This window comes from Verrucosispora sp. ts21 (assembly GCF_002879555.1).
In the GTDB taxonomy this organism is placed as follows: domain Bacteria; phylum Actinomycetota; class Actinomycetes; order Mycobacteriales; family Micromonosporaceae; genus Micromonospora; species Micromonospora gifhornensis.
Map to the genome: position 1 here is coordinate 47,565 of NZ_PNOZ01000029.1, position 21,825 is coordinate 69,389.

General features: G+C 71.5%; 18 protein-coding genes. 4 read left to right on the forward strand and 14 right to left on the reverse strand.

Annotated features, from left to right (window positions below):
- Nucleotides 1–123 precede the first annotated feature (123 nt).
- Nucleotides 124–507 carry a VOC family protein gene (locus C1A38_RS14835; protein ID WP_102658416.1) on the forward strand — a complete coding sequence of 128 codons (384 nt, stop codon included), beginning with the start codon at nt 124–126 and terminating at the stop codon, nt 505–507.
- Between the two features lie 144 nt (nt 508–651).
- Nucleotides 652–2,304 (forward strand): DUF6345 domain-containing protein, encoded by a 1,653-nt coding sequence (locus C1A38_RS14840; RefSeq protein ID WP_102658417.1) that lies wholly within the window; start codon nt 652–654, stop codon nt 2,302–2,304.
- A gap of 51 nt (nt 2,305–2,355) precedes the next feature.
- On the opposite strand, the gene C1A38_RS14845 is transcribed toward C1A38_RS14840, so the two are convergent.
- A complete protein-coding gene (locus tag C1A38_RS14845; protein WP_233196834.1) occupies nt 2,356–5,028 on the reverse strand; it encodes a CHAT domain-containing protein in 2,673 nt (890 codons plus the stop codon).
- 180 nt (nt 5,029–5,208) lie between these two features.
- On the opposite strand from C1A38_RS14845, the gene C1A38_RS14850 reads away from it, so the two are divergent.
- Nucleotides 5,209–6,621, forward strand: a complete 1,413-nt coding sequence (locus C1A38_RS14850) for a S8 family peptidase (RefSeq protein ID WP_102658419.1) — start codon at nt 5,209–5,211, stop codon at nt 6,619–6,621.
- A 39-nt stretch (nt 6,622–6,660) separates the two neighbouring features.
- On the opposite strand, the gene C1A38_RS14855 is transcribed toward C1A38_RS14850, so the two are convergent.
- The 4 genes from C1A38_RS14855 to C1A38_RS14870 all read right to left on the reverse strand — a co-directional run bounded on the left by C1A38_RS14855 (nt 6,661) and on the right by C1A38_RS14870 (nt 12,617).
- Nucleotides 6,661–7,179, reverse strand: a complete 519-nt coding sequence (locus C1A38_RS14855; protein WP_102658420.1) for a hypothetical protein — start codon at nt 7,177–7,179, stop codon at nt 6,661–6,663.
- Between the two features lie 35 nt (nt 7,180–7,214).
- The gene (locus tag C1A38_RS14860) at nt 7,215–7,805 is read right to left on the reverse strand and encodes an RNA polymerase sigma factor (protein WP_233196835.1); all 591 of its coding nucleotides are present in this window, start codon (nt 7,803–7,805) and stop codon (nt 7,215–7,217) included.
- Between the two features lie 225 nt (nt 7,806–8,030).
- Nucleotides 8,031–9,347: an ATP-binding protein gene (locus tag C1A38_RS14865; RefSeq protein WP_102658422.1), complete on the reverse strand. Its 1,317-nt coding sequence runs from the start codon at nt 9,345–9,347 to the stop codon at nt 8,031–8,033.
- A gap of 243 nt (nt 9,348–9,590) precedes the next feature.
- Complete coding sequence (locus C1A38_RS14870; protein ID WP_102658423.1) at nt 9,591–12,617, reverse strand: AfsR/SARP family transcriptional regulator; 3,027 nt, start codon at nt 12,615–12,617, stop codon at nt 9,591–9,593.
- Nucleotides 12,618–12,892: 275 nt separating this feature from the next.
- On the opposite strand from C1A38_RS14870, the gene C1A38_RS14875 reads away from it, so the two are divergent.
- Entirely contained in the window at nt 12,893–13,276 is a 384-nt protein-coding gene (locus tag C1A38_RS14875) for a nuclear transport factor 2 family protein (protein WP_102658424.1), read from the forward strand.
- Nucleotides 13,277–13,367: 91 nt separating this feature from the next.
- Here C1A38_RS14875 and C1A38_RS14880 read toward each other — a convergent pair whose 3' ends face one another.
- From C1A38_RS14880 to C1A38_RS14920, 9 genes are all read right to left on the reverse strand, one after another.
- Nucleotides 13,368–14,783: an MFS transporter gene (locus C1A38_RS14880; RefSeq protein WP_102658425.1), complete on the reverse strand. Its 1,416-nt coding sequence runs from the start codon at nt 14,781–14,783 to the stop codon at nt 13,368–13,370.
- The gene (locus tag C1A38_RS14885) at nt 14,780–15,109 is read right to left on the reverse strand and encodes a hypothetical protein (protein WP_146017555.1); all 330 of its coding nucleotides are present in this window, start codon (nt 15,107–15,109) and stop codon (nt 14,780–14,782) included. Before C1A38_RS14885 ends, C1A38_RS14880 begins: the two co-directional genes overlap by 4 nt.
- Nucleotides 15,110–15,255: 146 nt before the next feature.
- The gene (locus C1A38_RS14890) at nt 15,256–16,095 is read right to left on the reverse strand and encodes a 4'-phosphopantetheinyl transferase family protein (RefSeq protein ID WP_102658427.1); all 840 of its coding nucleotides are present in this window, start codon (nt 16,093–16,095) and stop codon (nt 15,256–15,258) included.
- Nucleotides 16,079–17,233: an acyl-CoA dehydrogenase family protein gene (locus tag C1A38_RS14895; RefSeq protein WP_102658428.1), complete on the reverse strand. Its 1,155-nt coding sequence runs from the start codon at nt 17,231–17,233 to the stop codon at nt 16,079–16,081. Before C1A38_RS14895 ends, C1A38_RS14890 begins: the two co-directional genes overlap by 17 nt.
- Nucleotides 17,230–17,904: a hypothetical protein gene (locus C1A38_RS14900; protein ID WP_102658429.1), complete on the reverse strand. Its 675-nt coding sequence runs from the start codon at nt 17,902–17,904 to the stop codon at nt 17,230–17,232. Before C1A38_RS14900 ends, C1A38_RS14895 begins: the two co-directional genes overlap by 4 nt.
- Entirely contained in the window at nt 17,901–18,806 is a 906-nt protein-coding gene (locus tag C1A38_RS14905; protein WP_102658430.1) for a hypothetical protein, read from the reverse strand. Before C1A38_RS14905 ends, C1A38_RS14900 begins: the two co-directional genes overlap by 4 nt.
- A gap of 2 nt (nt 18,807–18,808) precedes the next feature.
- Complete coding sequence (locus C1A38_RS14910; protein ID WP_102658431.1) at nt 18,809–19,075, reverse strand: acyl carrier protein; 267 nt, start codon at nt 19,073–19,075, stop codon at nt 18,809–18,811.
- Between the two features lie 85 nt (nt 19,076–19,160).
- Complete coding sequence (locus C1A38_RS14915) at nt 19,161–20,429, reverse strand: alanine racemase (protein WP_102658432.1); 1,269 nt, start codon at nt 20,427–20,429, stop codon at nt 19,161–19,163.
- The gene (locus tag C1A38_RS14920) at nt 20,422–21,804 is read right to left on the reverse strand and encodes a preATP grasp domain-containing protein (RefSeq protein ID WP_102658433.1); all 1,383 of its coding nucleotides are present in this window, start codon (nt 21,802–21,804) and stop codon (nt 20,422–20,424) included. The genes C1A38_RS14915 and C1A38_RS14920 overlap by 8 nt, the downstream gene beginning before the upstream one ends.
- Nucleotides 21,805–21,825 lie beyond the last annotated feature (21 nt).

A 21,825-nucleotide genomic window follows, 5' to 3' on the forward strand; every position in this document is an offset into this window, starting at 1 on the left:
CAGCGAAACCGGGGCAGGCCGGTGGGGGCGCCGTGCGGGACGGCCGTGGCCGCGCGCGTCGTCCCAGCAGGTGGTCATGGCGAGGGGCATGAATCTTGAGGTAGACGTGGATAATGGTCGATCGTGGCACATCGCAGCAGACTCTCGACGATCCTGATCGACGCACCCCGCGATGCGGCACCAGCAGCTGCCGCCTTCTGGTCGAAAGCCCTTGGCGTGCCGGCACATCCAGTTCCCGAGGAGGAGCAGTTCACCGCTCTGCACAGGGCGTTGCCGGGACTGATCCTGGCGGTGCAGGCCGTGGACGACCAGGCTCGGTACCACCTCGACATCGAGACCGACGACGTCGAGGCCGAGACGCGTCGACTGATCTCCCTCGGTGCCGTCGAGGTCGGCCGCTGGTTGGAGTGCGTGACATTGCGGGCTCCGGGCGGTCACCTCGTGTGCGTCATCCCGTGCCACAGCGATCCGGAGACCTTCGAGTCTCGATCCCAGGCGTGGGAGTAGGCGCGGATCGCGGCGTCGCTCGCCGATCGTCGTACTGAAGGATCAGCAGTCAGGTAGCTGACATGCCAACCCTGTATCGGGTGGCGACCTCCGTCGTCTTCGTTGTGGCGCGGTTCGCGCGCCCTCGTCGTACGGGAGGTTTCCATGTCATATCTACGTTCTCGCGGCAGGTGGTGGCGGCTCGGCTTCGGTCTGGCCGTCGCCGGCACGACCGGAGCCGCAACCCTGGCCGCATCAGGCGCGCCGGTCTCCGCCGCCGCGACCACCGAACTGCTGACCTACCAGGTCCGCGCCACGGGCATCAGTGAAGCCCAGGCCGCCGAGCTGGGTGAGGCGTTCGGCATCAAGCGCCTGTCCCGCTCCGAGGACGGCAGCGTGCGGTTCGCGGACGAGAAGGGCTTCCTCGACATCCCGTCGATCTCGGTGGGCGACACAGGTAAGGACGAGGATGGCAACCCGACGGTCGGCAGCATCCTGGACAAGGCGGCGTTGGCTCGGCTCCGCCCGATCGACGCCGAGAAGGCGCTGGGCCTGACCCGCGAGGCGCTGGCCCGTGTCGGCCTCTACCCGGAGGAGGCCCGGCCCACCGTCGGTCACACCAGCCTGGAGATGGTCGACGCCAAGGGTAAGCCGACGGTTTCGGCGGCGCTGGACACCACCGTGTCGTTCTCGTTCAGCCTGGACGGGCTGCCGTACGAGGGGCCGGGCGCGAAGATCCGGGTCGGTTTCGGCTCCGACGGCGAGGTCACCCAGTTGTCGTACAGCACGCGTGTGCTGGAGAAGGGTGAGCCGGTGCGGGTCCTCGACCCCGAGGCCGGCCGGGAGCGGTGCGCCAAGGCCATGCAGGGTGCGGTACGGATCCGGCAGGCCGACTACGCCTACCCGGCACCCGCCCTGGACGCGAAGGTGGACCGCATCGAGCCGAGCTTCCGTTGCTCGGGGGTGAACGCCGACGGTTCGGCCGCGCAGATCATCTTCGTTCCGGCGGCAGTGGACGCCGAGTTGCCCGAGATCGATCCGGTACCGGTGCCGCCGCGGCGGCCGGTGACGGCGACGGCGTTCGCGGCACCGGGCGTGCAGTCCTTGGGTGTCGTCGACGTGGGCAGCGAGGGCACCGGCCCGTGCTCCGGTCTGCCGTGGACCGGTACCAACCTCGCCTCGTTCAACGGCCAGTTCACCTCCCGCGGCATTCCTGTCGAGTTCAGCTGGCTGAACGGCAGCGCCTGGGAGCGGGACTTCAAGGACCCGGCGTTCGGCGGCACCGACAGCAACTGGACCGACCACGTCGACATGACCTACTGGCAGGGTCACGGAGCGCCCACCGGGTTCAGCTTCTCCGGGTGCAGCAGCAGGGACGACACGTTCCTGGCGAACACCGAGGCCCGCTGGGGCAACGGCGACGTCGAGTGGATGAGCCTGTTCACCTGCCTGGTGCTCGCCAACGATTCCGGCGGGCAGCGGTGGTGGCAGCGCTGGGGTGGTGCCTTCGACGGCCTGCACCAGATCAACAGCTTCCACACCGTGTCGTACCACAGTGCCAGCCACGGCGGAACGTTCGCCAACTACATGCTGCGTTCGCCGTTCCTCTGGTGGAACAACCCGATGCCGGTGCGCAAGGCATGGGCGCAGGCCTCCATCGACGACCAGCCTGCGTCGGTGGTGTGGGCGACAATGGGTCCGGTCGGGCCGGGCGGTCTGGTCAACTTCGACGACTACTTCTGGGGCAAGGGCAGTGTCGGCCCGGACGTGCCCGCCTCGTCGTTGACCGGCTGGTGGTACATCTCCGGCACCTCCTGAGTCGCTGACCCGCCGGGGGCCTGGGCAATGCCCGGCCTCCGGCGCGGTCGTTCAGGCCGCGCCGTAGGCGGTCAGACCGCACCAGGTGACGAAATCGGCGGGGGAGGCGGGTGGCTCGGCGGACCGCACGGCCCACAACGCGCCGGCCAGCGACTCACCAATGGCGACCCGGTCGTGCAGCCGTGGCATCAACGCCAGCGACGCGCCGTCCGGCAGCGGTACGCCGGACGCGATCACCCCGGCCGTACCGCCGGCCATCAGCGCGCTGACGAAACCCAGCACCTCGTCACCCTCGTAGTCGCGTTCGACTCCGGAGTCACAGGCGGCCAACACCACCCGGTGCGGGGCGACGGCACGGCTGTGCAACTCGTACACGGTGAGCGGACCGTCGCTGAGTTCGAGCGCCGAGAACAGCGGGCTGTCCGAACGCAGGTGGCCGTGACAGGCCAGGTGCGCCAGGTCGGCCTGCCGGAGGGCGGCGACGACGGCCTCGACGGTGCTCTGCGGTGGCAGCAGTGTCGCCGCCCGGGGGTGACAGGCTTCGAGGGCCTGCACCTCGGCCACGGCGCCGTCCAGGTTGGGGCCGGCCACCAGCGCGACCCGCTGTCCTGCCCGCCGGGACCCGGCTGCCCGCCGGCTCCGCGCCCACATGGTGGCCGACGGTGCGCCGCACACCGGTCCGGGGTGCAGCGGGGACCAGGGAACCCGCAGCAGCTTCGCGGGTGGCACCACGACCAGCGGTGCCCCCGGCGGCACCCTGAGCGGGGCGACGAGCAGTTCGGCGAGGGTGTCCAGCGAGGTCCGGGCGGCCGAGAGGGCCTGGTCGACGTAGCGGCCGCCGCGCAGCAGCCGCCGCAGTGCGAAGTGCAGCGCGGCAGTCTCCCGTTGCACCGCGGACAGCGCGCCGAGCTGGATCTGGCGGGTTCGGTGCGGCCCGACGAGGACCGCGACGATTGTGTCGTCCACCGTCGCGTACTCAGCGAGCCAGCCGCCGTCGAGCAGGTCACGGAGCTGACCCGCGGTCACGATCTCGGCCGACCGCGTCGTCGTCCCGTCGCGGCCCCAGGACCGCCGCCTGATCTGCACCTCCAGCGCGGCCTGGCGAGCCAGCAGGGTGCGCGGTAGTGGGCCACGTTCGCGCCGCGCCGCCCGCAGTTCCTGCTCGACCGTACGCAGCGCGATCACGAGGTCGTCGAGGTCGTCGTGGGCAGCGGGTTCCACGGTCAGCAGGGCAGCGGCCCGGGTGCGTTCCAGCCAGTGCAGCACCCGACTCGGGGGCGCGGTGCGCAGCAGGTGGCGCAGACCGAGGTCGCCGAGTTCCACGCCGTGCCCGGCGGCCAGCACCCGCAGTTCCACCGACGGCAGCGCCGCCCGGTGGCGGGCGAGGTCGGCCAGTCCGGCCGCGCAGTGCCGCACCACGGCACCCGCGTCGGGCGCTGCCGAGCGGGTCGCTGCCCCCTGGCCGTACGCCGATGCCGTGCGGGGGCGAGCAGCCGTGCCCTGGGCGGTGTGCGTCGTGGTGTCGGCCAGCAGGGCCAGCGCCAACCGTCCGCGTAACCGCACCAGCAGCGTCTGCCCGTCCGCCAGGGCACCGGCCGCTGCCAGGTGACGTCTCGCTCGCCGCTGGTCGTCCGTGGCCAACGCCGCCCGCCCGGCCACCAGATGCGCCTCCACCGCGTTGGCCCGCAGACCGAGGCGATGCAGCGTGGCCGCCGCGTGACCGAGTCGGCGTACCGCCATGGTGGTGAAACCGTCGGCGACGGCGTCCGCCTCCACGGCGGTGACGACGGCCCACGCCGCCCAGGCGGTGCGGCGCTGCCGCCGGAAGTCACGCACGGCGCTCGTCGCGTCGGCGCGGGCCGTGTCGACGTCGCCCAACGCCAGCGCCAGCCGGGCACAACGCAGCCGCGCCTCCGCGGCCATCAGCCGGGCACCGTGCCGTTCGAGGTCGGTGGCGGCCAGCCGGGCGACCGCGGCGGCCTCGTCCAGCAGGCGCAGCTCGGCCAACGCGTCGGTGTAATCCAGATAGTGTTCGCCGAGCGGCAGCCCGGCTGCGGTGTACAGCCGGCCGGCCTCGGCGAACCGGCGCAGGCTCTCGGTGAACCTGCCGGCATGGAAGCTGGACCAGGCCCGACTGTTCTCGATGACCGCCGACAACATCGGTCCCAGGTCGCTCGCCAGCGAGGCGGCCCGGTCCAGGTAGGCCAGCGCCGCCTGCGGACGACCGAGCTGGGTCTGCGCGTACGACAGGTTGTTGGCCGCCTTCACCCAGATCACCGGCGGACAGGCGGGCTCGGCGAGCACCACCCGGTACTGACGCGCGGCCGCGCGCACCCGACCGGCGTTGTGGTCCAGGATGGCGAGCTGCATGAGCAGTTCGGGACGTTGCTGCGGGGACACCAGGCCCGCCGCCCGCCGCAGATCCCGCGTCGCCGCGGGATACCTGCCGAGTTCCTGAAGCGCCACCGAGCGGGTGAGGAGCACCTCCCCGAGTCGACGGTGCAGGCCACGGCGGGTGGCCAGCCGGGCCGCGGAATCCAGCAGGCTCTTGGCCGTCTCGTTGTCCAGTACCGCGTGGCGGGTCCAGGCCAGCGCCCGCAGACCCACGATCAGTGCCTCGTCGTTTCCCGCCCGGCGGGCGAGGTCGACGATTTCCCTCGCCGTCGCGGTGTATCTCGCGGGGTCGAGGACGACTCTGGAGTACGCGGCATCCGCCTCTGTCACGAGAGCTGCGCAAAGATCAGCGGTCATCGTGGGGCCGCTCGTCGCCGTACGTCAATGTCCGCAGTGTATCCGTACCTTGCGTCGGGTTATTGCTGGTGTACCGACGAGCCGTGACCGAATCTGACTGCCGTCACCGCAGCGCCAATCACCAAGATCTTCGATAGGAGCGTCACTGTGAACATGAAGCCCAGGCCCCCGTCGGCGCCGTCGCCGGACGAGTTCCCGGAGCACCGCTCCAGCAAGCAGTTGAAGATCGACGCCGCCCACGCACGCCGGCAGGTGCAAGTGATGATCGTCGACGCCAGACGCGGGCGCACCAACGAGATCATCGACCAGATGCAGGAGCGGCAGGACCGGGCACCGGGGCAGTTCGCCCTGCCCTTCGACAGGTACCCGGTGACCGACCTGGCCGGCCAGCGGACCTACGTCCTCGTCGCGCGGGGGCAGCTGGTGGTCGACTTCGAGGCGACCCGACCGGAAGCCGACCCGCTGCAGGTGTTGCGCCGGTTGGGCTACCGGCCGTGGAAACAGGCCGAATCGTCGCAGCAGCGGCGCACCGCAGTGTTCGAAGGGCGCAAAGGCCCGCAGGACCTGGCCGGTGACGTCCGCCAGTTGGCGAAGCTGGGCATCACCGCCGCGCCGCACCTGGTCGTACCGCTCGGACACATCATCAAGGGCGACGACTATCCGTTCGCCACCGCCGCCCTCGGCGACTTCCCACAGGCCGCAGCCGCGCGCAGACCGGGCGTCCCGGCGGTACGGGTGGCGGTCATCGACACCGGCATCACCCCGGAGGACCGGACCGACAGTTGGCTGGACACCATCGTCCGGCGGCCGGACAACACCGAACTCCTCGACGTGCTGCCGGTCGTCAACGGCCGCGCGGGGGACGGCCGGCTCGACTGGTCGGCCGGGCACGGAAGCTTCGCCGCCGGCATCGTGCAGCGGGTGGCGCCCCGCTGCGAGGTACGGGCATATCGGTTCACCCGCAGCGACGGGCTGGGCACCGACCAGGAGGCCGCCGAGGCGATGCTGCGCGCCGCGCACGAGGCCGCCACCGACGGCGTACGGCTGATCATCAACGCCTCGATCGGTACGCCCGCCGTCGACGGTGTGCCACCACTGGCCCTGCAGAGCGCGGTGCGGACGATCGTGGACCGGTTCCCGGAGGTCCTGATCGTGGCGAGCGCCGGAAACAACGGCAGCAAGGATCCGATGTATCCGGCCGCCTTCGACGGTGTGGTCGCCGTCGGTGCGCTGACCGCGGACCTGCTGCCGGCCCCGTTCTCCAGCCACGGCGACTGGGTCGACTGCTCCTGCGTCGGTCTCGGCGTGGTCGCCACGTTCGTGACCGGCACACTGCCGCCGGTGCCGGACCCGTCGGTAGCCGACTACACGTTCCCGGCGAACTCCTGGGCGGTCTGGAGCGGCACCTCGTTCTCCGCCCCACAGATCAGCGGCCTGGTCGCCCGGGCCTGCCTGGACGACCCGAAGCTGACTCCCCGCGATGCGTTGAACGCGTTGCTGGCGGGGCGGCGCATCCTCCCCGACTACGGGCGGGTGCTGCGGGTGCTGCCGGGCACCCCGGTCTGAGGACCACGGTGCCGGTCGGCGTGACGCCGGCCGGCACCGTCAGTCCAGTCTGAACCAGGCCGTGGCGATCGCGTGGCGTCCCGGGCGATGCCAGGTCAGCCGGATCAGCCCGACCCCGACCGCCGCCACGACGAACCGGCCCTGCTCGTCGGCGTCCACCGGATCAACGGCGTCACCCCCGGGCTGCCGTACCTCGATCCGGGCCGCCCCCGGCGGATGCAGCTGGCCGAGCAGCCGCCGGTACCGGCCGGAACCGCTGACCTCCACCTCCACCGCCTGCGGGGTGTCGTCCGGGCCCTCGACCTCGAAGGTGAGCAGCCGGGGGAGGGTGCCCTGCTCGCCGACGCGTACCGCGGTCCCGACCGGGTCCATCGCCGAGTCGGCCACGAGCGCCGCCAACTCGGTGTCGACCTGGCGCAGACCGAAGCTCTGCTTGGCCAGTTCCACAGCCATGGCCGGCGGTGCGTCGGCCGCCCGGATCAGCTCGCCGAGGGGGGCCAGCAGCGGATCGTCCGCCCCCGGCGCCGGCGTCTGCGGCCCCGTGTGCTCGTCGTCCACGATTCCTCCCTCAGTCCTCGGGTTGCCGTTTCCTCCTAGGAGTCGCGAAGCGCGTCGCTGATACCCTCCGCGTCGAGCAGGCGGCGTAGTCGTGTCAGGCACCGCCCCCGGATCGGGCCGAGACTACCCACCGGCATGTCCAGCGCCGAGGCGACCAGCTCGTAGGAGACCCGGTCACCGTCCGGTTCGATAAGCAGGAGCCGCAGGATCCGCTGACAGCGGGCGTCGAGTCGGTCGAACTCACGCCACAGCCGTGCGTTGCGGTCCGCGATCAGCACCGGCTGGTCGGCCGACGAGGACGGTCCGCGCAAGCGATCGAGCAGCCGGTCGTCATCCGTGGGCCGGACCCGCTTGGTGGGCCGAAGCAGACCCAGGCACTCCCGGCGACAGGTGGTGCCGAGCCAACCGGGCAGGCGAGCCGGATCCTGGATTGTGTCGAGATTCTCCAGCAGTCGCAGCCAGGTGAGCTGGAACGCGTCCGCCGCGTCGGCCGAACTCAGACCGAAGTGCCGACAGATGGACCAGAGCAGCGGGCTGAACCGGTCCACGAGGTCGTTCCAGGCGACCTGGTCGCCGGCGGCGGCGAGTTGCAGTTGGTGCGCGATGTCCTGCTGCGCAGCGGCCACCGGTCGAGGCGAATCCGCTTCGGTGTGCCGCTGTCTCATGCGAAGCCCTCCGACGTGCCGGCCGCGCAGCTGTCGGTGGGCGGGCCGGACTCCGGCCGCACACACGTCGAGGTGAGAGCTGAGCAGACCAGCGGATCCTATCGGATGCGGTGAATGCGACGAGGACAGACCGCGGACGAGCCGGGGGCACGCCGGGTGGCGTGCCGCCGCGGCCGCACCGCACCGTCAGACCCGGACGTCGAGAGCGCAGAGCTGGGCCGCGCGTACCAGGTGCAGGATCCGGAACCGGGACTGGCCGCCGGTGTACCAGGGGCGGACCAGACCGCGCAGCACCAGGGCACGGACCGCACGGCCGCTGTCGGGCAGGCTACGGCCGGTCAGCGCCATCACCTCGGCCAGGTCGAAGGTCTCACCCTGCAGGCAGAGCGCGTCGAGCAGGTCGCGTTCGGCGGTCGGCAGGGTGGTCAGCCGCCGCTCCAGGGCGTCGCGCAGGTTGGTGCCGCCGTCGGGGCCGGCGAGGTGGTGCAGCAGTCCGGACGGACCGTCGTGCAGACAGTGGTGCAGGGTCGCGATGTCGTAGACGACCAACCAGGACGCGGCGGCGTGGATGGCCTGCGGTATCCCGTCGAGGCGGCGGCAGATCTCCGCGATCAGGGCGGTCTCCCGGGCGTCCGGATCGACGTCGGGACGGTACCGGCGGGCCCGCTCCATGAAGATCCGGACGGCGGGCGCGTGCGCGTCGAACGGCTCACCTTCGTCGGCGACGGCAAGTGGGTTGAGCAGGAAGTGCCGCTCACCGGGCACCCCCAGCGGGAACGCGGCGGTGACCAGGATGCGCAGGCCCGGGCAGTCGCGCAGCAGCTGCACCAGGCGGCCGGGGTGGGCGACCTCCCGCACCCCGTCGAGCACCAGCAGCGGCGGCCGGTCGGCGACGATCTCGACGAGGGCCGCGATGGCGTCCGTACCGTCCGCGGGGTGCGTCCCGTCGCCGAGCAGCTGGTCGGCGGCGGCGCGTACCAGGGTGGAGAGCCGGTCACCGCCGGTCGGGCCGGTCACCGGACACCAGAGCACCGGGGTACGGTCCGCGGTGTGCATCCGGGTCGCCACCTCGATGGCCACCCGGGTCCGACCGACCCCGTCTATCCCGACGACGGTCACCAGCCGTTCGGCGCCGGTGGCGAGTTCGTCGACGATGACGGCGGTCTCGGGTTCCCGCCCGAGTTGCACGTCGACGGCGAAGGGTGGCGCCGGCGGGTCGGCCTCGTAGCTGGCCTTCACCGCCCAACTGGTCCGACCTTCCCCGGCGGCCGACTCCAGGTCGGCGCGGGCCCGTGCCCCGAGCCGCAGGCCGTCGGCGATCAGCCGGACGGTGTCCTGACGCGGTCGGCGGGCCCGACCCTGTTCGAGGTCGCGGATCGCCCGGACGCTGACGGTGGACAGGTCCGCCAGTTCGCGCTGGGTCAGCCCGATACGCATGCGATGTTGGCGTACCAGTAATCCGAACAGTGGCACGGTGTCGCCGGCCGGCAGGTCGATGCTCATCTGGTGTCCCACTCCCTATCACGATGTCGTGGCGCGGGGGTAGCGCGCCTGGAAGCGCTGCCCGGCACCGCTCACGACACCGGACAACCGCCGTCACACACCATGGTCGGGATCTCACTATCGGCCGGCCATCATGCCGCCAATCGGCGACGTTTCCGCAGCTCAGGATGGTCTTCTCGGAGGTTGTCGAGGGCGGGTGCCGGGCTGGTGCGCCGCGCCGTGATAGCCGTGATAGCGGCGAGGTCAGGCGGCGGACGGATCCGCGGCGGCCAGCTCCTGCGCCAGCCGTTCCGCCTCACGCAGCTCGGCGCGCATGCCCCGGGCCCGGAAGGTCTCCGTGGACTGTTCCAGCAGCCCGCCGGCCTCGGCGAACTCACCGATGTGGAACAGCAGCCGGGCCAGGTCGAGGCGTACCAGCGCCGCACCGCCGACGTCGATGATCTTCTCCCGTACGGCCAGTGCCTGCGTGTACGCCTCGCGGGCCTGCTCGTGGCGACCACTGGCCTCGTACGCCTCACCGAGGTTGCGCAGCAGGTGCCCCTCACCGATGATGTCGCGGCTGCGGCGGACCATCTCCAGCACCTTGGTCAGCACCTGTTCGGCCTGCGCGTGTTCACCCCGGCGCAGCAGCACCTGCCCCGCGCGGCGCAGGGCGTGCGCCTCCCCGTGGGTGTACCCGGCGGAACGGAAGGCGGCCAGCGCCTCGTCGAGCTGTTCCTGCGCCATGGCGGTGTGACCGCGGCGCATCCACACGTACGCGCTCTGGGTCAGCACCGTCGCCCGGCCGATCACGTCCCCGACCCGATCGAAGTCACGGGCCGCCTGCTCGTAGAGCACGAGCGCGCGGTCGTCCTCACCGATCTGCCGGTCCAGCAGGGCGAGATCCCGGCGGCACAGGGCGAGGCCGTGCAGATCCTCCAGGTCGTCGAAGATCTCCAGCGCCGCGGTCAGCGACTGCCGCGCCTCGTCCGGCTGCTGCCGGCTCAGGTGCATCGTGCCCAGCGACGCGAGGACCGCGGCGATGCCGCGTCGGTTGCCCGCGGCCCGGGTGGCCTCCAGCGCCCGCTGGTGCGTACGTTCCCACTGGTCGAAGTAGCCGCGCGCCTCGAACAGGGTGACAAGCGTGGTGGCCAGGTTCCAGGAGAGCTCGTGCAGACCCGCGTGGGCGGCCTGCTCGACGGCCAGGCAGAGGTTGGGCTGCTCGTTGTCGAGCCATTCGAGCGGATCGGTCAGCAGGCTGTCGACGTAACCGGCCGGCGGATGCCACCGCATGCCGTCGCCGTGCAGCAGGGTGTAGGCGCCGCCGTAGATGCGGGCGTGCGCCTGCTCGGCGATCGACAGCCAGCCGCCGATCATCCGTTCGGTGGCCGCGCGCTGCACGGCTTCGCCGTCGTGCAGGGTGAGCTGTTCGCGGGCGAACAGCCGGATCACCTCGTGGAACCGGTAGCGGAACTCCCCGGTGCGCTCGATCGCCACCGCGTCCAGCATCTGCACGTCGACCAGGGGCTCCAGCAGGTCGGACGGGAACGGCCGGTCGTCGTCGAGCAGGGCACCGGCGACCCAACCCGGCACCGTCGGTCCCTGCGCCAGGCTGAACAGCCGCAGCAGCCGCCGGTCGGGGCGGCGCAGGCCGTCGTGGGTCAGCGACAGGCTGGCCCGCATCGTCATCTCGCCGTGCGCGAGCTCGTCGAGCCGGTGCCGCTCGTTGGCCAGCCGGTGCACCATCGACGCGAGGTTCCAGTGCGGCCGGGCGGCCAGCCGCGCGGCCACGATCCGCAGCGCCAGTGGAAGCCCGCCGACCGTACGGACCAACGCGATGGCCGCCTCCTTCTCCTGGCTCACCCGCTCGACGCTGATCACCCGGCCCAACAGTTGCAGGGCCTGCTCCTGGTCGAGCACGTCCAACTCGATCCGCTGGGCGCCGGGCAGCGCGGTCAACCTCGACCGGCTGGTGACCAGGACCGCGCAGCTGCTGCTGCCCGGCAGCAGGGGCATGATCTGGGCCTCGTTCGCGGCGTCGTCCAGGACCACAAGCATCCGGCGGGAGGCCAGCAGCGTCCGGTACATCTCGGCGCGTTCGTCGGTGCTGTCCGGTATCACCGGGCCGGGAATGCCGAGGGCCCGCAGGAACCGGCCGAGGGCGTCCTTCGCGCTTACCGTGTCGACGCCGACCCCCCGCAGGTCGCAGTAGAGCTGACCGTCGGGGAACCGCTGGGCGCCGAGCCGGTGCGCGACGTGGGTGGCCAGCGCGCTCTTGCCGATGCCGGGTTTGCCGGCGATGACCACGAGCCCGAGTGCCCGCTGTCCGTCACCGCCGACCAGCGCGGCCTCGATCGTGCGCAGGATCGGCTCGTTGACGACGAAGTCCGCGGTGTCGGCGGGCAGTTGGTGCGGCTGCTCCTCGCCGTACGGGGACAGCGGCACGGTGGGAACGTCGGGGACCCGCGGTGCCGCCGTCACCGGGGCCGGCGTCGCCGGCAGGTGCAGGGCGGGGTCCCTGGTGAGGATGGCGGTCTCCAGCTGCCGCAGCTCCTCACCCGGCTCCAGCCCCAACTCGTCGTTGAGCAACTGCCGGCCGGCCCGGTAGACGTCGAGCGCCTCCGCCTGCCGGCCGGAGCGGTGCAGCGCCAGCATCAGCTGTCCGCGCAGTCGTTCGCGCAGCGGATTCTCGTGCAGCAACTGGCTGATCTCGCCAACCAGTTCGTGGCCGCGCCCGAGGTTCAGTTCCAGCCCGAGGTACGTCTCGATGGCCGTCAGCCGCTCCTCGTCCAGCCGTAGCCCTCGGGTGCGCAACGCGTCACTGGGTACGCCGCTGAGACAGGGTCCTCGCCACAGGGCCACGGCGGCGCGCAGCCGCTCGGCTGCCTCGGCGAGCCTGCCCTCCTTGACCAGCACCCGCGAGGCCATCACCTGCCGGTTGAACACCTGCAGGTCCACGCTGTCGTCGTCGGTGCGCAGGAGGTAGCCGGGGGCGCGGGAGACGACCGAGGCGCTGACGCCCGCCTCGGTGAAGCTCTTGCGCAGGCGTGACACGCAGATCTGGATCTGGGTGCGGGCGGTGTCGGGTGCCTCGTCCGGCCAGACGAGGTCGAGCAACCGGTCGGTGTCGACGAGCCGGCCCGCCTCCATGAGCAGGCAGGCGAGGATGATTTCCTGACGCCCCGGTGGGATCCGAACCGTCTTGGTCGGCCCGTCCACCTGTAGCGGACCGAGAACTCGGAAGACGATTCCAGCCTCGGCGACCGGGCTGGCGAGGATCAGGTTGCGCATGGTACTCCCGGGCCGACACTGTTTCTGTCGAAACAGTGCACTCCATTGAGGACGCACTTGTCCAGCAGTTGGAACGAATGCGCGATGCTTCTATGGCTATCGATGGATATTGCCGGTTTCCGGTCGTAATTTCGGCATCTATGCAGGCTGAAGGCGTCGCGTGGTGGGTGAGGAAAGCGCCGTGATAGGCGGAGGTTGTCCGTCTAGTGGAGATTTATGTTCAGCGGCCGCACACGGAGTTGGGGCCAGCTAGCCAGACAAGAGGAGACCGCCGGATGACCTGCCATGGGGGTTCGCTGAAGTACAGTGCCGCCACTGCGGTCGGGGTCGACCACGTCCGCCTGTCGTACCACTATCTCAACATCGGCGACATCGACGGATACGGCTCACTGCTCGACGAGAACGTGCAGGTCCAGCGACCGGACATGGCGCACGGCTGCGGGCGCAACGAGGTGCTGCGTACCCATGCCCGGCTTGCCGGGCCGCCGAGCCACCACCAGATCTACAAGGTGATCGCCGACGGCGACGGTGTCGCCGTCACCGGCCGGTACACCGATCTGCCGGGTCGGACCGCGCTGGACTTCGTCGACGTGTTCACCCTGACAAACGAGGGGATGCTGCTGGGCTACCGGCGCTTCTACTACGTCGCGCCGGACTGACGGGTCAGCGGCCGGGATCCGGGGGCGTCAGCCCACGGATCCCGGCCGCTGCACCATGCGGGGCACCAGGTCACGGTGCACCCGCGTCGGATCATCCGTTGCGACTCGCGGTAACCAGGACCTGGTCGGCAGGGTCGCGATCGGACCCCTCGTAGACCACCGGCACCGGCTGAGCCTCGGGCGTCAGCTGCGAATCCGGCGTCGGCTGCGCCTCGGCGGTGGCCGGCTCGGGCTCGGGGGACGGTGCCGCCGTGTCGGTGCCGCCCAGGCTCTCCGGTCCGGGAGGCGGCTGACGCAGCGCCCGCAGCGCCGCCACCGGCGCGGCCAGGGCGACGAACCCGCACACGAACCAGGTGGCGGTCACCCCGATCACGGCGGAGAGCGCGCCGAAGACCACGATCGACACCGGAACGGTGCCGATGCCGGCCAGCGTCAGCATCGACATCGCCGTGCCCATCCGGGCACGCGGGGACGCCTGCTGGTAGACGGTGACGATCGCCGGGCCGTTCAGGCCGGCCATCAGACCGACCAGCGCGCCGACCGCAGCGAGGGTGAACACCGAGTTCATCGCCGCCATCGCCAGGATGCCCAGACCGATGCCGACGCCCGTGACGACCAGGCGCACCATCAGCGGGATGCGGTGGGCGAGCAGGGCACCGGTCACCCCGGCGGCGATCGCGCCGCAGCTGAACGCGACCACGACCACGGCCACCGAACCGACACCCCAGCCCCGCCCGTCGACGATCAGCGGCAGGGCCACCTCGATCGGCCAGCCGAAGGCCATGTCGAGCAGGAACGCGCAGATGAACAGCCAGCGCAGGCGACCGTACGTGCGTAGCAGGCGGATGCCGTCGCCGGAGCGTCGGAGCATGTTCTCGCCCGGCGTCCGGTCACCACCGGCCATACCACGGGTGACCACCCACATCGCGGCGAACGAGACCCCACAGGTGGCCGCCACCACCGCCATCGCCTCCCACAGCTCACCGGTGGCGATCAGCCAGGCGCCGATCGGGGTCCCGATGATCGGCGCGAGCCGGGTGACCAGGGACGACAGTGAGTTCGCCCGGGCCAACTGCTCGCCCTGGGCCAGCCGGGGCATCAGGGTGCCGGCGGCCGGGCTGCCGATGCCCAGCAGCACCCCCTCGATGGCGGCGACGACCACCAGCGGCCAGAACCACGGGGTGGTGAAGACGACCACCGCGCCGGTGGCGAGCAGCACGGCGCGGGCGGAGGTGGTGCGCAGCAGGACGAACCGGGCCCCCAACGAGTCGGCGATGGGGCCGGAGAAGATCAGCGTCAGGGCGCGGGGGACGGTGCCGGCCAGCATCAGGGTGGTGATCGCGCCGACGCCGCCGAGTTGGACCGCGGTCCAGGCAAGGGCGACGAGCAGGACGTAGTCGGCGGTCAGCGACAGGCCCTGGCTGGCGGTCAGGGTGATGACCTTCCGCCACTGGACCGTCGCCTGGACCCCGTCGGGGGCTGCCTGGGACTTGTGCGTGGACGTCATCGGAGTTCCTCACTCTGAATGGGGGTCGCGGGTGGGGGAGCGGGCGGAGTCGGGGTCCCCGGGCGGTCGCGGTGCCGTGTGGACGGAGGGCGAGGTGGCGGGAGCAGGACGGTGCCGCAGCCGCCGTGCAGGGCGTTCTCGACGGCCCGCCGGGCGGCGAGGCGTTCGGCGGCGGCGTCGGCCGAACCGGGTGCGCTGACCCGCAGAATGCCGCCCAGATCCGAGCGGCCCAGGCGGGCCAGGGCCTCCACGGCACCGCGCAGCGCCGCTTCATGCCGGGCGGGCACACAGGTCAGGACGGGTATCGCCGAAGGAGTGAAACGCATCCGTGGCACAGCATCCGGCGGGTACGGTCCACCACCGCCTGGCCGTTGGGCGGTGCATCGGTCGTCGGGCGCACTGCCGCGGCTCCGACCCGGCCCGGTGGGGTTCGCCGGGCGGTACCGGCGGCCGGTGGGCTCCGGATGGTGTCTCATGCGGCTCTCCTCGCTACGGGGGGCGGGGACGAGTCCTCGTCTCCGGGTGGTGGGGTCGCGTCGGGTCGCTCCGGTGCTCGCCCGGTCGGTGCCTCGGGGTGGCCGCCGTACGGGTAGGTCTGCCAGTCCCACTCGAACATCCGCAGCCGCCGGGGACGGTCACCGAGGGTGGCCAGGGTGGCGACGAAACCGGGCGGGGCGGGCAGGTCCCGCAGCGACCAGCGCTGCCCGAGGAAGGCGCCGGAGCCCTCGACGAGCCCGGGCACCAGGACGCCGAGGCGCAGCCCGTCCAGCAGCCGCCCGCCGCTGGCTTTCACGCACGCCTCCTTGCGGGACAGCAACCGGTGGTAGGCGGCGTTACGCGCGGCGTCGTCGGGTTGGGCGGCGACCTCGGCGGCCTCCTCGGGCGGCATGAACCGGGCCGAGAGGGCGTTGGCCCGGACGTCGTCGCGGATCTGCTCGATGTCCACCCCGACCGGCTCGTGCAGGCGGACGGCGAGCAGAGCGTGCCCGCCGGACCGGCTGAGGCTCCACTGCCACCGGCGCCACTCGCCGTCGAAGTACGGTTTGCCGTTGGGGCCGCGGGCCCAGTGCAGCGCGTAGCCGGCGACGTGGAGGTAGCTGCCCAGCACCGACCGCACCGCTCCGTGCGCCGCCACGAAGCGGTGGGCCGCCTGCTCGTCGCGCAGCCGGTGCGCGCGCCGCAGTTCGTTGGCGTCGAGCAGCGCGGTGAACGGGTCGACGGTCTCGCGTGCGACGTCCAGCACGATGTGCCACACGTCGGTGCCCGGCGGCGTTCCGACGCCGACCCAGACCGGATCACGCGGCGCGGACATCGGGAAGCCGCCTCTGCAGGTAACCCTCGGCGAGGGTGAGCCGCTGAACGTTGCCGGTGCCTTCCATGAACTCGAAGGCGCGTGCGTCGCGTAGGAGCTTGTCCAGAATCGGGTGCTCCCAACGCGCCCCCGGCCCGAGCAGCCGTACCGCCGTGGTAGTGATCTCCTCGGCGAGGCGGGTGGCACGCAGCTTCGCCGCGGCGGCGAGGGTGCCGTCGCCTGGATTCGCGTCGGCGGATCGGGCGGCGGCCAACACCAGGGCGCGAGTGCCGGTGAGACGCTGTTCCCAGTCGGTGAGCAGGTGCCGCTCGGCGACCCGGTATCCGCGGCGTTCCGTGACGACCAGGTCGTACGCGGCCTGGGCGACGCCCAGCGCGAGACAGGACACCACCGGGCGGTACCGGTTGAAGGTGCGGGTGGCCGCCCACATGCCCTGCCGGGTGGCGGAGCGGTGCCGGCCGAGAATGTCGTCCTCGGTGACCGGTACCTCGGCCATCCGCAACTCGCTCAGCTGCAGCGCGCGTACACCCCGGGTGGACAGCGGTGCGGCGGTGAATCCGGGCAGGTCGGTGTCGACGAGGACCGCAACCATGCCCAGCGGACCGGCGCCGCGGCGGGCGAAGACGACGCCGATGCGCGACCGTGCGCCGTTGCCGATGTACCGTTTCGCGCCGTTGAGCAGGAAGCCGTCACCATCGCGGCGAACGGTGGTGCGCATGCCGCTCGGATCGGAGCCGTGCGCCGGCTCGGTCATGGCGAAGAAGGTCCAGGTGGGTTCGGCGGTGACCCTCTCCCAGAACCGTTGCCGCTGGTCATCGTCGGCGAGGTCCCCGATGACGGACGAGGACATCGACGGGCCGGGCAGGGCGAGCACCGCACCGGCGTCGACACGGGCCAGTTCCTCCAGCACGACGACTCGTTCGACGCAGCTGTGCAGCAGGACGGGCCGGCCGTCGACCCGCAGCGGCTCCGGGTTGTACTCGGCGGGCAGGCCCGCGAAGGTGCGCCACGGCAGTCCGCAGCCGGGCGACGAGACCGCGAGGTCCGGGTTGCGGTCGAGGTCCAGCGCGGTGGGGCGCAGCAGGTCCGCGTACGCGCGGGCATGTGCCCGCAGATCGGTGAGGAAGTCGGTGTTCATGACGCCTCCATGTCGGTCGGGGGCGGGTAGGTCTCGGCGAGCAGCTCCGACACGTGCAGGTCACCGCCGGGCCCGTCGGTGAGGAAACCGGCGGCACCGAACAGGTGCAGACAACTGCGGCCGCTCTCGTCGAGGGCGCGGTGCACCCGGTGCAGATCGGTTCCGCATGCGTCGGTGTCCAGCAGCGCCCGTGCCTCGGCGATCCCCGCGGCGGCGTCGGCGAGGATTCCCCGGACCATCGGCAGGTGCAGGGTGACGATGCCGGCGATGGTCCGGCCACGCAGGTGTTCGGCGGCCTGTTCGAGCGCCCTGGTGGTCAGGGCGAGCCGGATCCAGGCGATCCCGGCGGTCCAGGCCGTCCCGGTGTCCGGGTCGGGGCCGCCGCCCGGTACCCGCCAGGCGATCAGCTCCCCGTCGGCGGTGACGATCCGGTCCAGCACCTTCTGGCCGTACGGCTGCGGTCGTGGTCCCTGTGGTGTGGTGTAACGGTCGCTGGCGGCATAGACGGCGGCCGGTAGCAGGGTGTGTCCGCCCGGCCCGACCGGCACGATCCCGGGGCTGGTTTCCGCCTGGAGCACGCCCAGTGCCGTGACCACCCCTGTGGTGCACGCGAGGGTGTGGTACCGCGCCAGGTCGGTGGCGGCGGCCGGCGTGCTGACGGTGACGGTCATCGGACCAGTTCCCTCACCTTCTGCGGACGGATGGCCAGGTGCGGCATGGCGGGTGACGCGATGTCGCCGGCCGGGTGACGTGGTGGTTCGGGGTGCGACGTCGGCAGGGTGACGGTGACGGCGCACCGGTACGGCAGCACCGGATCGCGGTCGGCGACCAGCACCCGGCCGCCGTCCGGACGGCTGTCGAGCAGTTCGGCGAGGGCCAGCCACACCCCGGCGCAGGGGTGTCCCGGCTCGGCCCGCCGCACGGGTACCCCGGTCGGCAGGTCGGCCAGCGCGGCACCGGCGACCACCAGGTCGACCTCGTTCGTCAGCGCCCCAGCCGCCCCGGCACGGGTGACCGCCACCGTCGGCAGGTCGAGTTCGACGGTGCCCTCCGGGCCGAGCAGCAGGGCAACCGCGACGTCCCGGACGGGCCGGACCGCCGCGTCGTCGGGCGGCAACGTCGACTGTTCCATGATCAGGATCAGGGCTCGGGTGGCCGCGCCGGAGCGCAGGTACTGGTGGGCGATCCGCAACGCGGTGTACGGGCCCGCCACACCCTGCTCCGATACTCCGAGCATGATCGGGTCGCCGGGCAGGAGGTGGGACAGGACCGGTCCGGGAAAACTCTGGTGCCGGCAGTCGGGGCTGGCGTCCACGGTGATCGCCAGGTCGACATCGACGAGTTCCGGGCCGAGTTCCTGGACGACCGTACGGACCATGTCGTGGTAGCTGACCATCGGTCCGTCGGTCAGCCAGGACACGTCGGTGAAGTCGCCGTAGAGCGTCTCCATGCGATCCCGCAGGTTGGCCAGGTCGGCCGGGTCACACGGGATCACCGGGTGGGTGAAGGTGTGGGCGAAGAGGCGTTCCAGCCCCGGCCCGGCCCGTTCACCGGGTTGCCGCAGGGCCGACATGGTCAGCGGCTCTCGGCGAGGAAGGCGGCCAGGGATCCCACCGACTCCAGGTGGGCCTGCTCCAGGCTCTCCGGGTCGACCTGGGTGTCCAGGGCGTCCTCCAGGGTCATCAGCAGGGCGAGGACGCTTGTGGAGTCCAGGTTCAGGTCGTCGAAGAGTCGGGTCTCGACGGAGATATCGGTGAGTTCCTGGCGCAGCACCTCCTCGAGCGCGGTGACGATGACGCTGACGATCTGCTCGTTGCCGGACTCGACGGTCGTGGCGTTCATTGCGGGCCTGCCTTTCGGGCGTGAGGTGGGGGAGATGACGCGGTAGGAAAGAGGGCGTTGCAGGTGGTGCGGAGTCGAGCCGGGGTCAGCGGAAGTCGTGCAGGATCTGCGCGGCGAGCATGCTCTCCACGTCGTCGCGGGAGCGGACCAGCCGGGGCTCGCCCTGGTGGATCAGCACCTCGGCCGGGTAGCCGTGGCTGAGGAAGTGCACAGGCGAGGCGGTCGGGCCGTACGCGCCGGAGCGGTCGACTCCGACCACGTCGCCGGGGCGCAGGTCGCCGGGCAACTCGACGGCCTTGCCGATGGTGTCGTTGGGGGTGCACAGCGGGCCGGTGACGTTCCACTTCACCGGCTCGGCGGTGCTGTCCCGGTTGAGCAGCCGCATCGGGAAGTTCCGTTTGACGAAGGAGCCGATGCCGACCGCGGCCATGTGGTGGTTCGTGCCGCCGTCGGCGACCGCGAACCGTTCGCCCATCGACTCCTTCACGTACCGCACCTGTACGGCGTAGGTGCCGCTGTGCCCGACCAGGTACCGACCCAGCTCCATCACCAGGGCGGTCTGCGGGTGGCGGGCGTGGAAGGCGGCGAAGACCGGGTTGAGCTGGTCGGTCAGCGCGGCGACGTCGAGGTCCTGCTCGCCGGCGAAGTACGCCACGCCGAGCCCGCCGCCGACGTCGACGACCTCCAGGTCGACCGCGAGGTGCCGACCGAGTCGTTCGGCCAGGTCGAGGATCCGCGCGGTGTTCTCGGCGATCATCGCCTCGGAGAGGAACCGGGTGCCCAGGTACGCCTGGAAGCCGCACAGCCGCACCGACGGGTGCCGGCCGGCGAGGTCGGACTCGGCCAGCAGGGCCGTCTCGTCGATGCCGAACTGACGGGGCTTGCCGCCCATGGTCAGGCCGCTGCCCTTGACCGCGAAGCTCGGGTTGACCCGCAGCACCACCCGGGCGGTGGTGCCCAGCTCCGCGGCCAGCTCGTCGATCAGGGCGAGTTCGCCGAACGACTCGCAGATGAGGGTGACCTCACCCTTCAGGCACGCGGTGAGCTCGGTGCGGCTCTTGCCGGGGCCGAGGAACATGATGTCCTCGGCCGGGACACCGGCGCGTTCCGCGGTGACCAGTTCGGTCAGGGACGAGACCTCGGCGCTGGCGCCCAGCGAGTGCAGCAGCGCGCAGACGCTGATGTTGGGGTTGGCCTTCAGCGAGTAGAACATCCGCACCGCCGGGTGCAGCCGTTCACGCAGTTGCCGGTACCGGTCGGTGATCGTCGCGCCGTCGTAGACGTACAGGGGCGTACCGAACCGTTCCACAAGTTCGGTGACGGGGACACCGCCCAGCGCGGTCGACTCAGACATGGACGGTCTCCTTCTGGACAGCCGCGACAACGGCGTTGTCGAGGTCGGTGAGTTCCTGTTGGGTACGGGCCAGCAGCAGCCCGTACAGGCGTCCCACGTACGGGCGGGTGTCGCCGGGTTCGGGGGTCGCGGCGTTGACCGTGGCGAAGTTGTTCACCACCAGGCCGGTGCCCCGCTCCCGGTCGAACAACAGGTCACCGAGGCGGTCGGCCAGGCCGGCGAAGGTGACCGGCCCGGTCAGCCGCAGGTCGTACTGGCGGGCCAGGGCGACGCTGTCCGGGCCCATGAAGCGCTCCTGCAGCCCGGTCTGGTACGTCGACATGTTGTTCCGGGCGTTGATCTCCAGGACCGGCAGTAGACCGCCGTCGGTGGTGGTGATGGCGTCGACCCCCACCACGCCGTGGAAGCCGTCGGCGGCCAGTCGCGCGCCGAGCCGTTCGCTGGCGACGACGAGCTGCGCGGCGTGCTCGGTGGAGAGTCGGGCGGGGAAACGGTGTCCCTTGTGGACGCCGTTCTCGGTCAGCGCCTCCTTGACGAAGTCGAACCGGACCGAGCCGTCGCGGGCGACGGTGAAGTGGTAGTTCAGGTCCAGCGCCTTGTCCGCCCACTCCTCGATGACCAGGGCGACCCGCTGGTCGCCGGTGCGTTCGGCGCGTCGGGTGACCATCCGGACGAGCTGGTCCATCCGGCGGAGGTCATCGACGACCATGATGCCCTTGCCGGAGACTCCGTACGCGTCCTTGACGCCGACCCGGCGCCCGGCGGCGACGGCGCGTGCCGCCTCGCCGGCCGCGGCGACGAACTCGTCCACGGTCTCGCACTCCCAGCCCACGGCTTGGGGCAGCCCGAGGTCCGTCGCGACCCGGCGGCTGTAGATCTTGCTGTTGACCGCCTTGACCACCGACACCGCCGGCAGCGCCGGGGCGAGCCCGGTCAGCTCGCACAGCTGCTGCTCCAACACCGACATGCCGTGCGGCAGCAGGTACGCCCCCTGCCCGGCCAGCGACCGCAGCGCGGCCAACAACCGGGGCGAGCGCAGCGCGTCCTCGCTGACCGTGGCCGCCGGGTCGTGTTCGTCGGTGAGCAGGATCCCGGGAAGCTCGATCCCCAACTGCCGCAGGTAGTTCAGGTAGTCGGGGTCGGGGGCGGACTTCAACACGACGTGGTCGCCGGGACCGGCCAGCAGGACGGTGAACTCGTCCATCCGGTTGACGATCGCCGTGGACGCCCGACCGCCGAAGACCGGCAGTCCCACCTCGTCGCGGGCCCACTCGTCCTCGACCTCGAAGTTGCCCAGCAGGACGAACGGAGTGCCGGTGGCTCCGGTACAGGCACTCTTGACACCCTGTAGGAACGTCGGATCCGGAGGTGACATCGGCTGTTTCCCTTTCTGCGA

Bases quoted from the DNA above. Each gene is read 5' to 3' on its own strand.
- C1A38_RS14840 (WP_102658417.1), top strand. From the start codon at position 652: ATGTCATATCTACGTTCTCGCGGCAGGTGGTGGCGGCTCGGCTTCGGT.
- C1A38_RS14850 (WP_102658419.1), top strand. From the start codon at position 5,209: ATGAAGCCCAGGCCCCCGTCGGCGCCGTCGCCGGACGAGTTCCCGGAG.
- C1A38_RS14865 (WP_102658422.1), bottom strand. From the start codon at position 9,347: ATGAGCATCGACCTGCCGGCCGGCGACACCGTGCCACTGTTCGGATTA.
- C1A38_RS14870 (WP_102658423.1), bottom strand. From the start codon at position 12,617: ATGCGCAACCTGATCCTCGCCAGCCCGGTCGCCGAGGCTGGAATCGTC.
- C1A38_RS14875 (WP_102658424.1), top strand. From the start codon at position 12,893: ATGACCTGCCATGGGGGTTCGCTGAAGTACAGTGCCGCCACTGCGGTC.
- C1A38_RS14880 (WP_102658425.1), bottom strand. From the start codon at position 14,783: ATGACGTCCACGCACAAGTCCCAGGCAGCCCCCGACGGGGTCCAGGCG.
- C1A38_RS14885 (WP_146017555.1), bottom strand. From the start codon at position 15,109: ATGCGTTTCACTCCTTCGGCGATACCCGTCCTGACCTGTGTGCCCGCC.
- C1A38_RS14890 (WP_102658427.1), bottom strand. From the start codon at position 16,095: ATGTCCGCGCCGCGTGATCCGGTCTGGGTCGGCGTCGGAACGCCGCCG.
- C1A38_RS14895 (WP_102658428.1), bottom strand. From the start codon at position 17,233: ATGAACACCGACTTCCTCACCGATCTGCGGGCACATGCCCGCGCGTAC.
- C1A38_RS14900 (WP_102658429.1), bottom strand. From the start codon at position 17,904: ATGACCGTCACCGTCAGCACGCCGGCCGCCGCCACCGACCTGGCGCGG.
- C1A38_RS14905 (WP_102658430.1), bottom strand. From the start codon at position 18,806: ATGTCGGCCCTGCGGCAACCCGGTGAACGGGCCGGGCCGGGGCTGGAA.
- C1A38_RS14910 (WP_102658431.1), bottom strand. From the start codon at position 19,075: ATGAACGCCACGACCGTCGAGTCCGGCAACGAGCAGATCGTCAGCGTC.
- C1A38_RS14915 (WP_102658432.1), bottom strand. From the start codon at position 20,429: ATGTCTGAGTCGACCGCGCTGGGCGGTGTCCCCGTCACCGAACTTGTG.
- C1A38_RS14920 (WP_102658433.1), bottom strand. From the start codon at position 21,804: ATGTCACCTCCGGATCCGACGTTCCTACAGGGTGTCAAGAGTGCCTGT.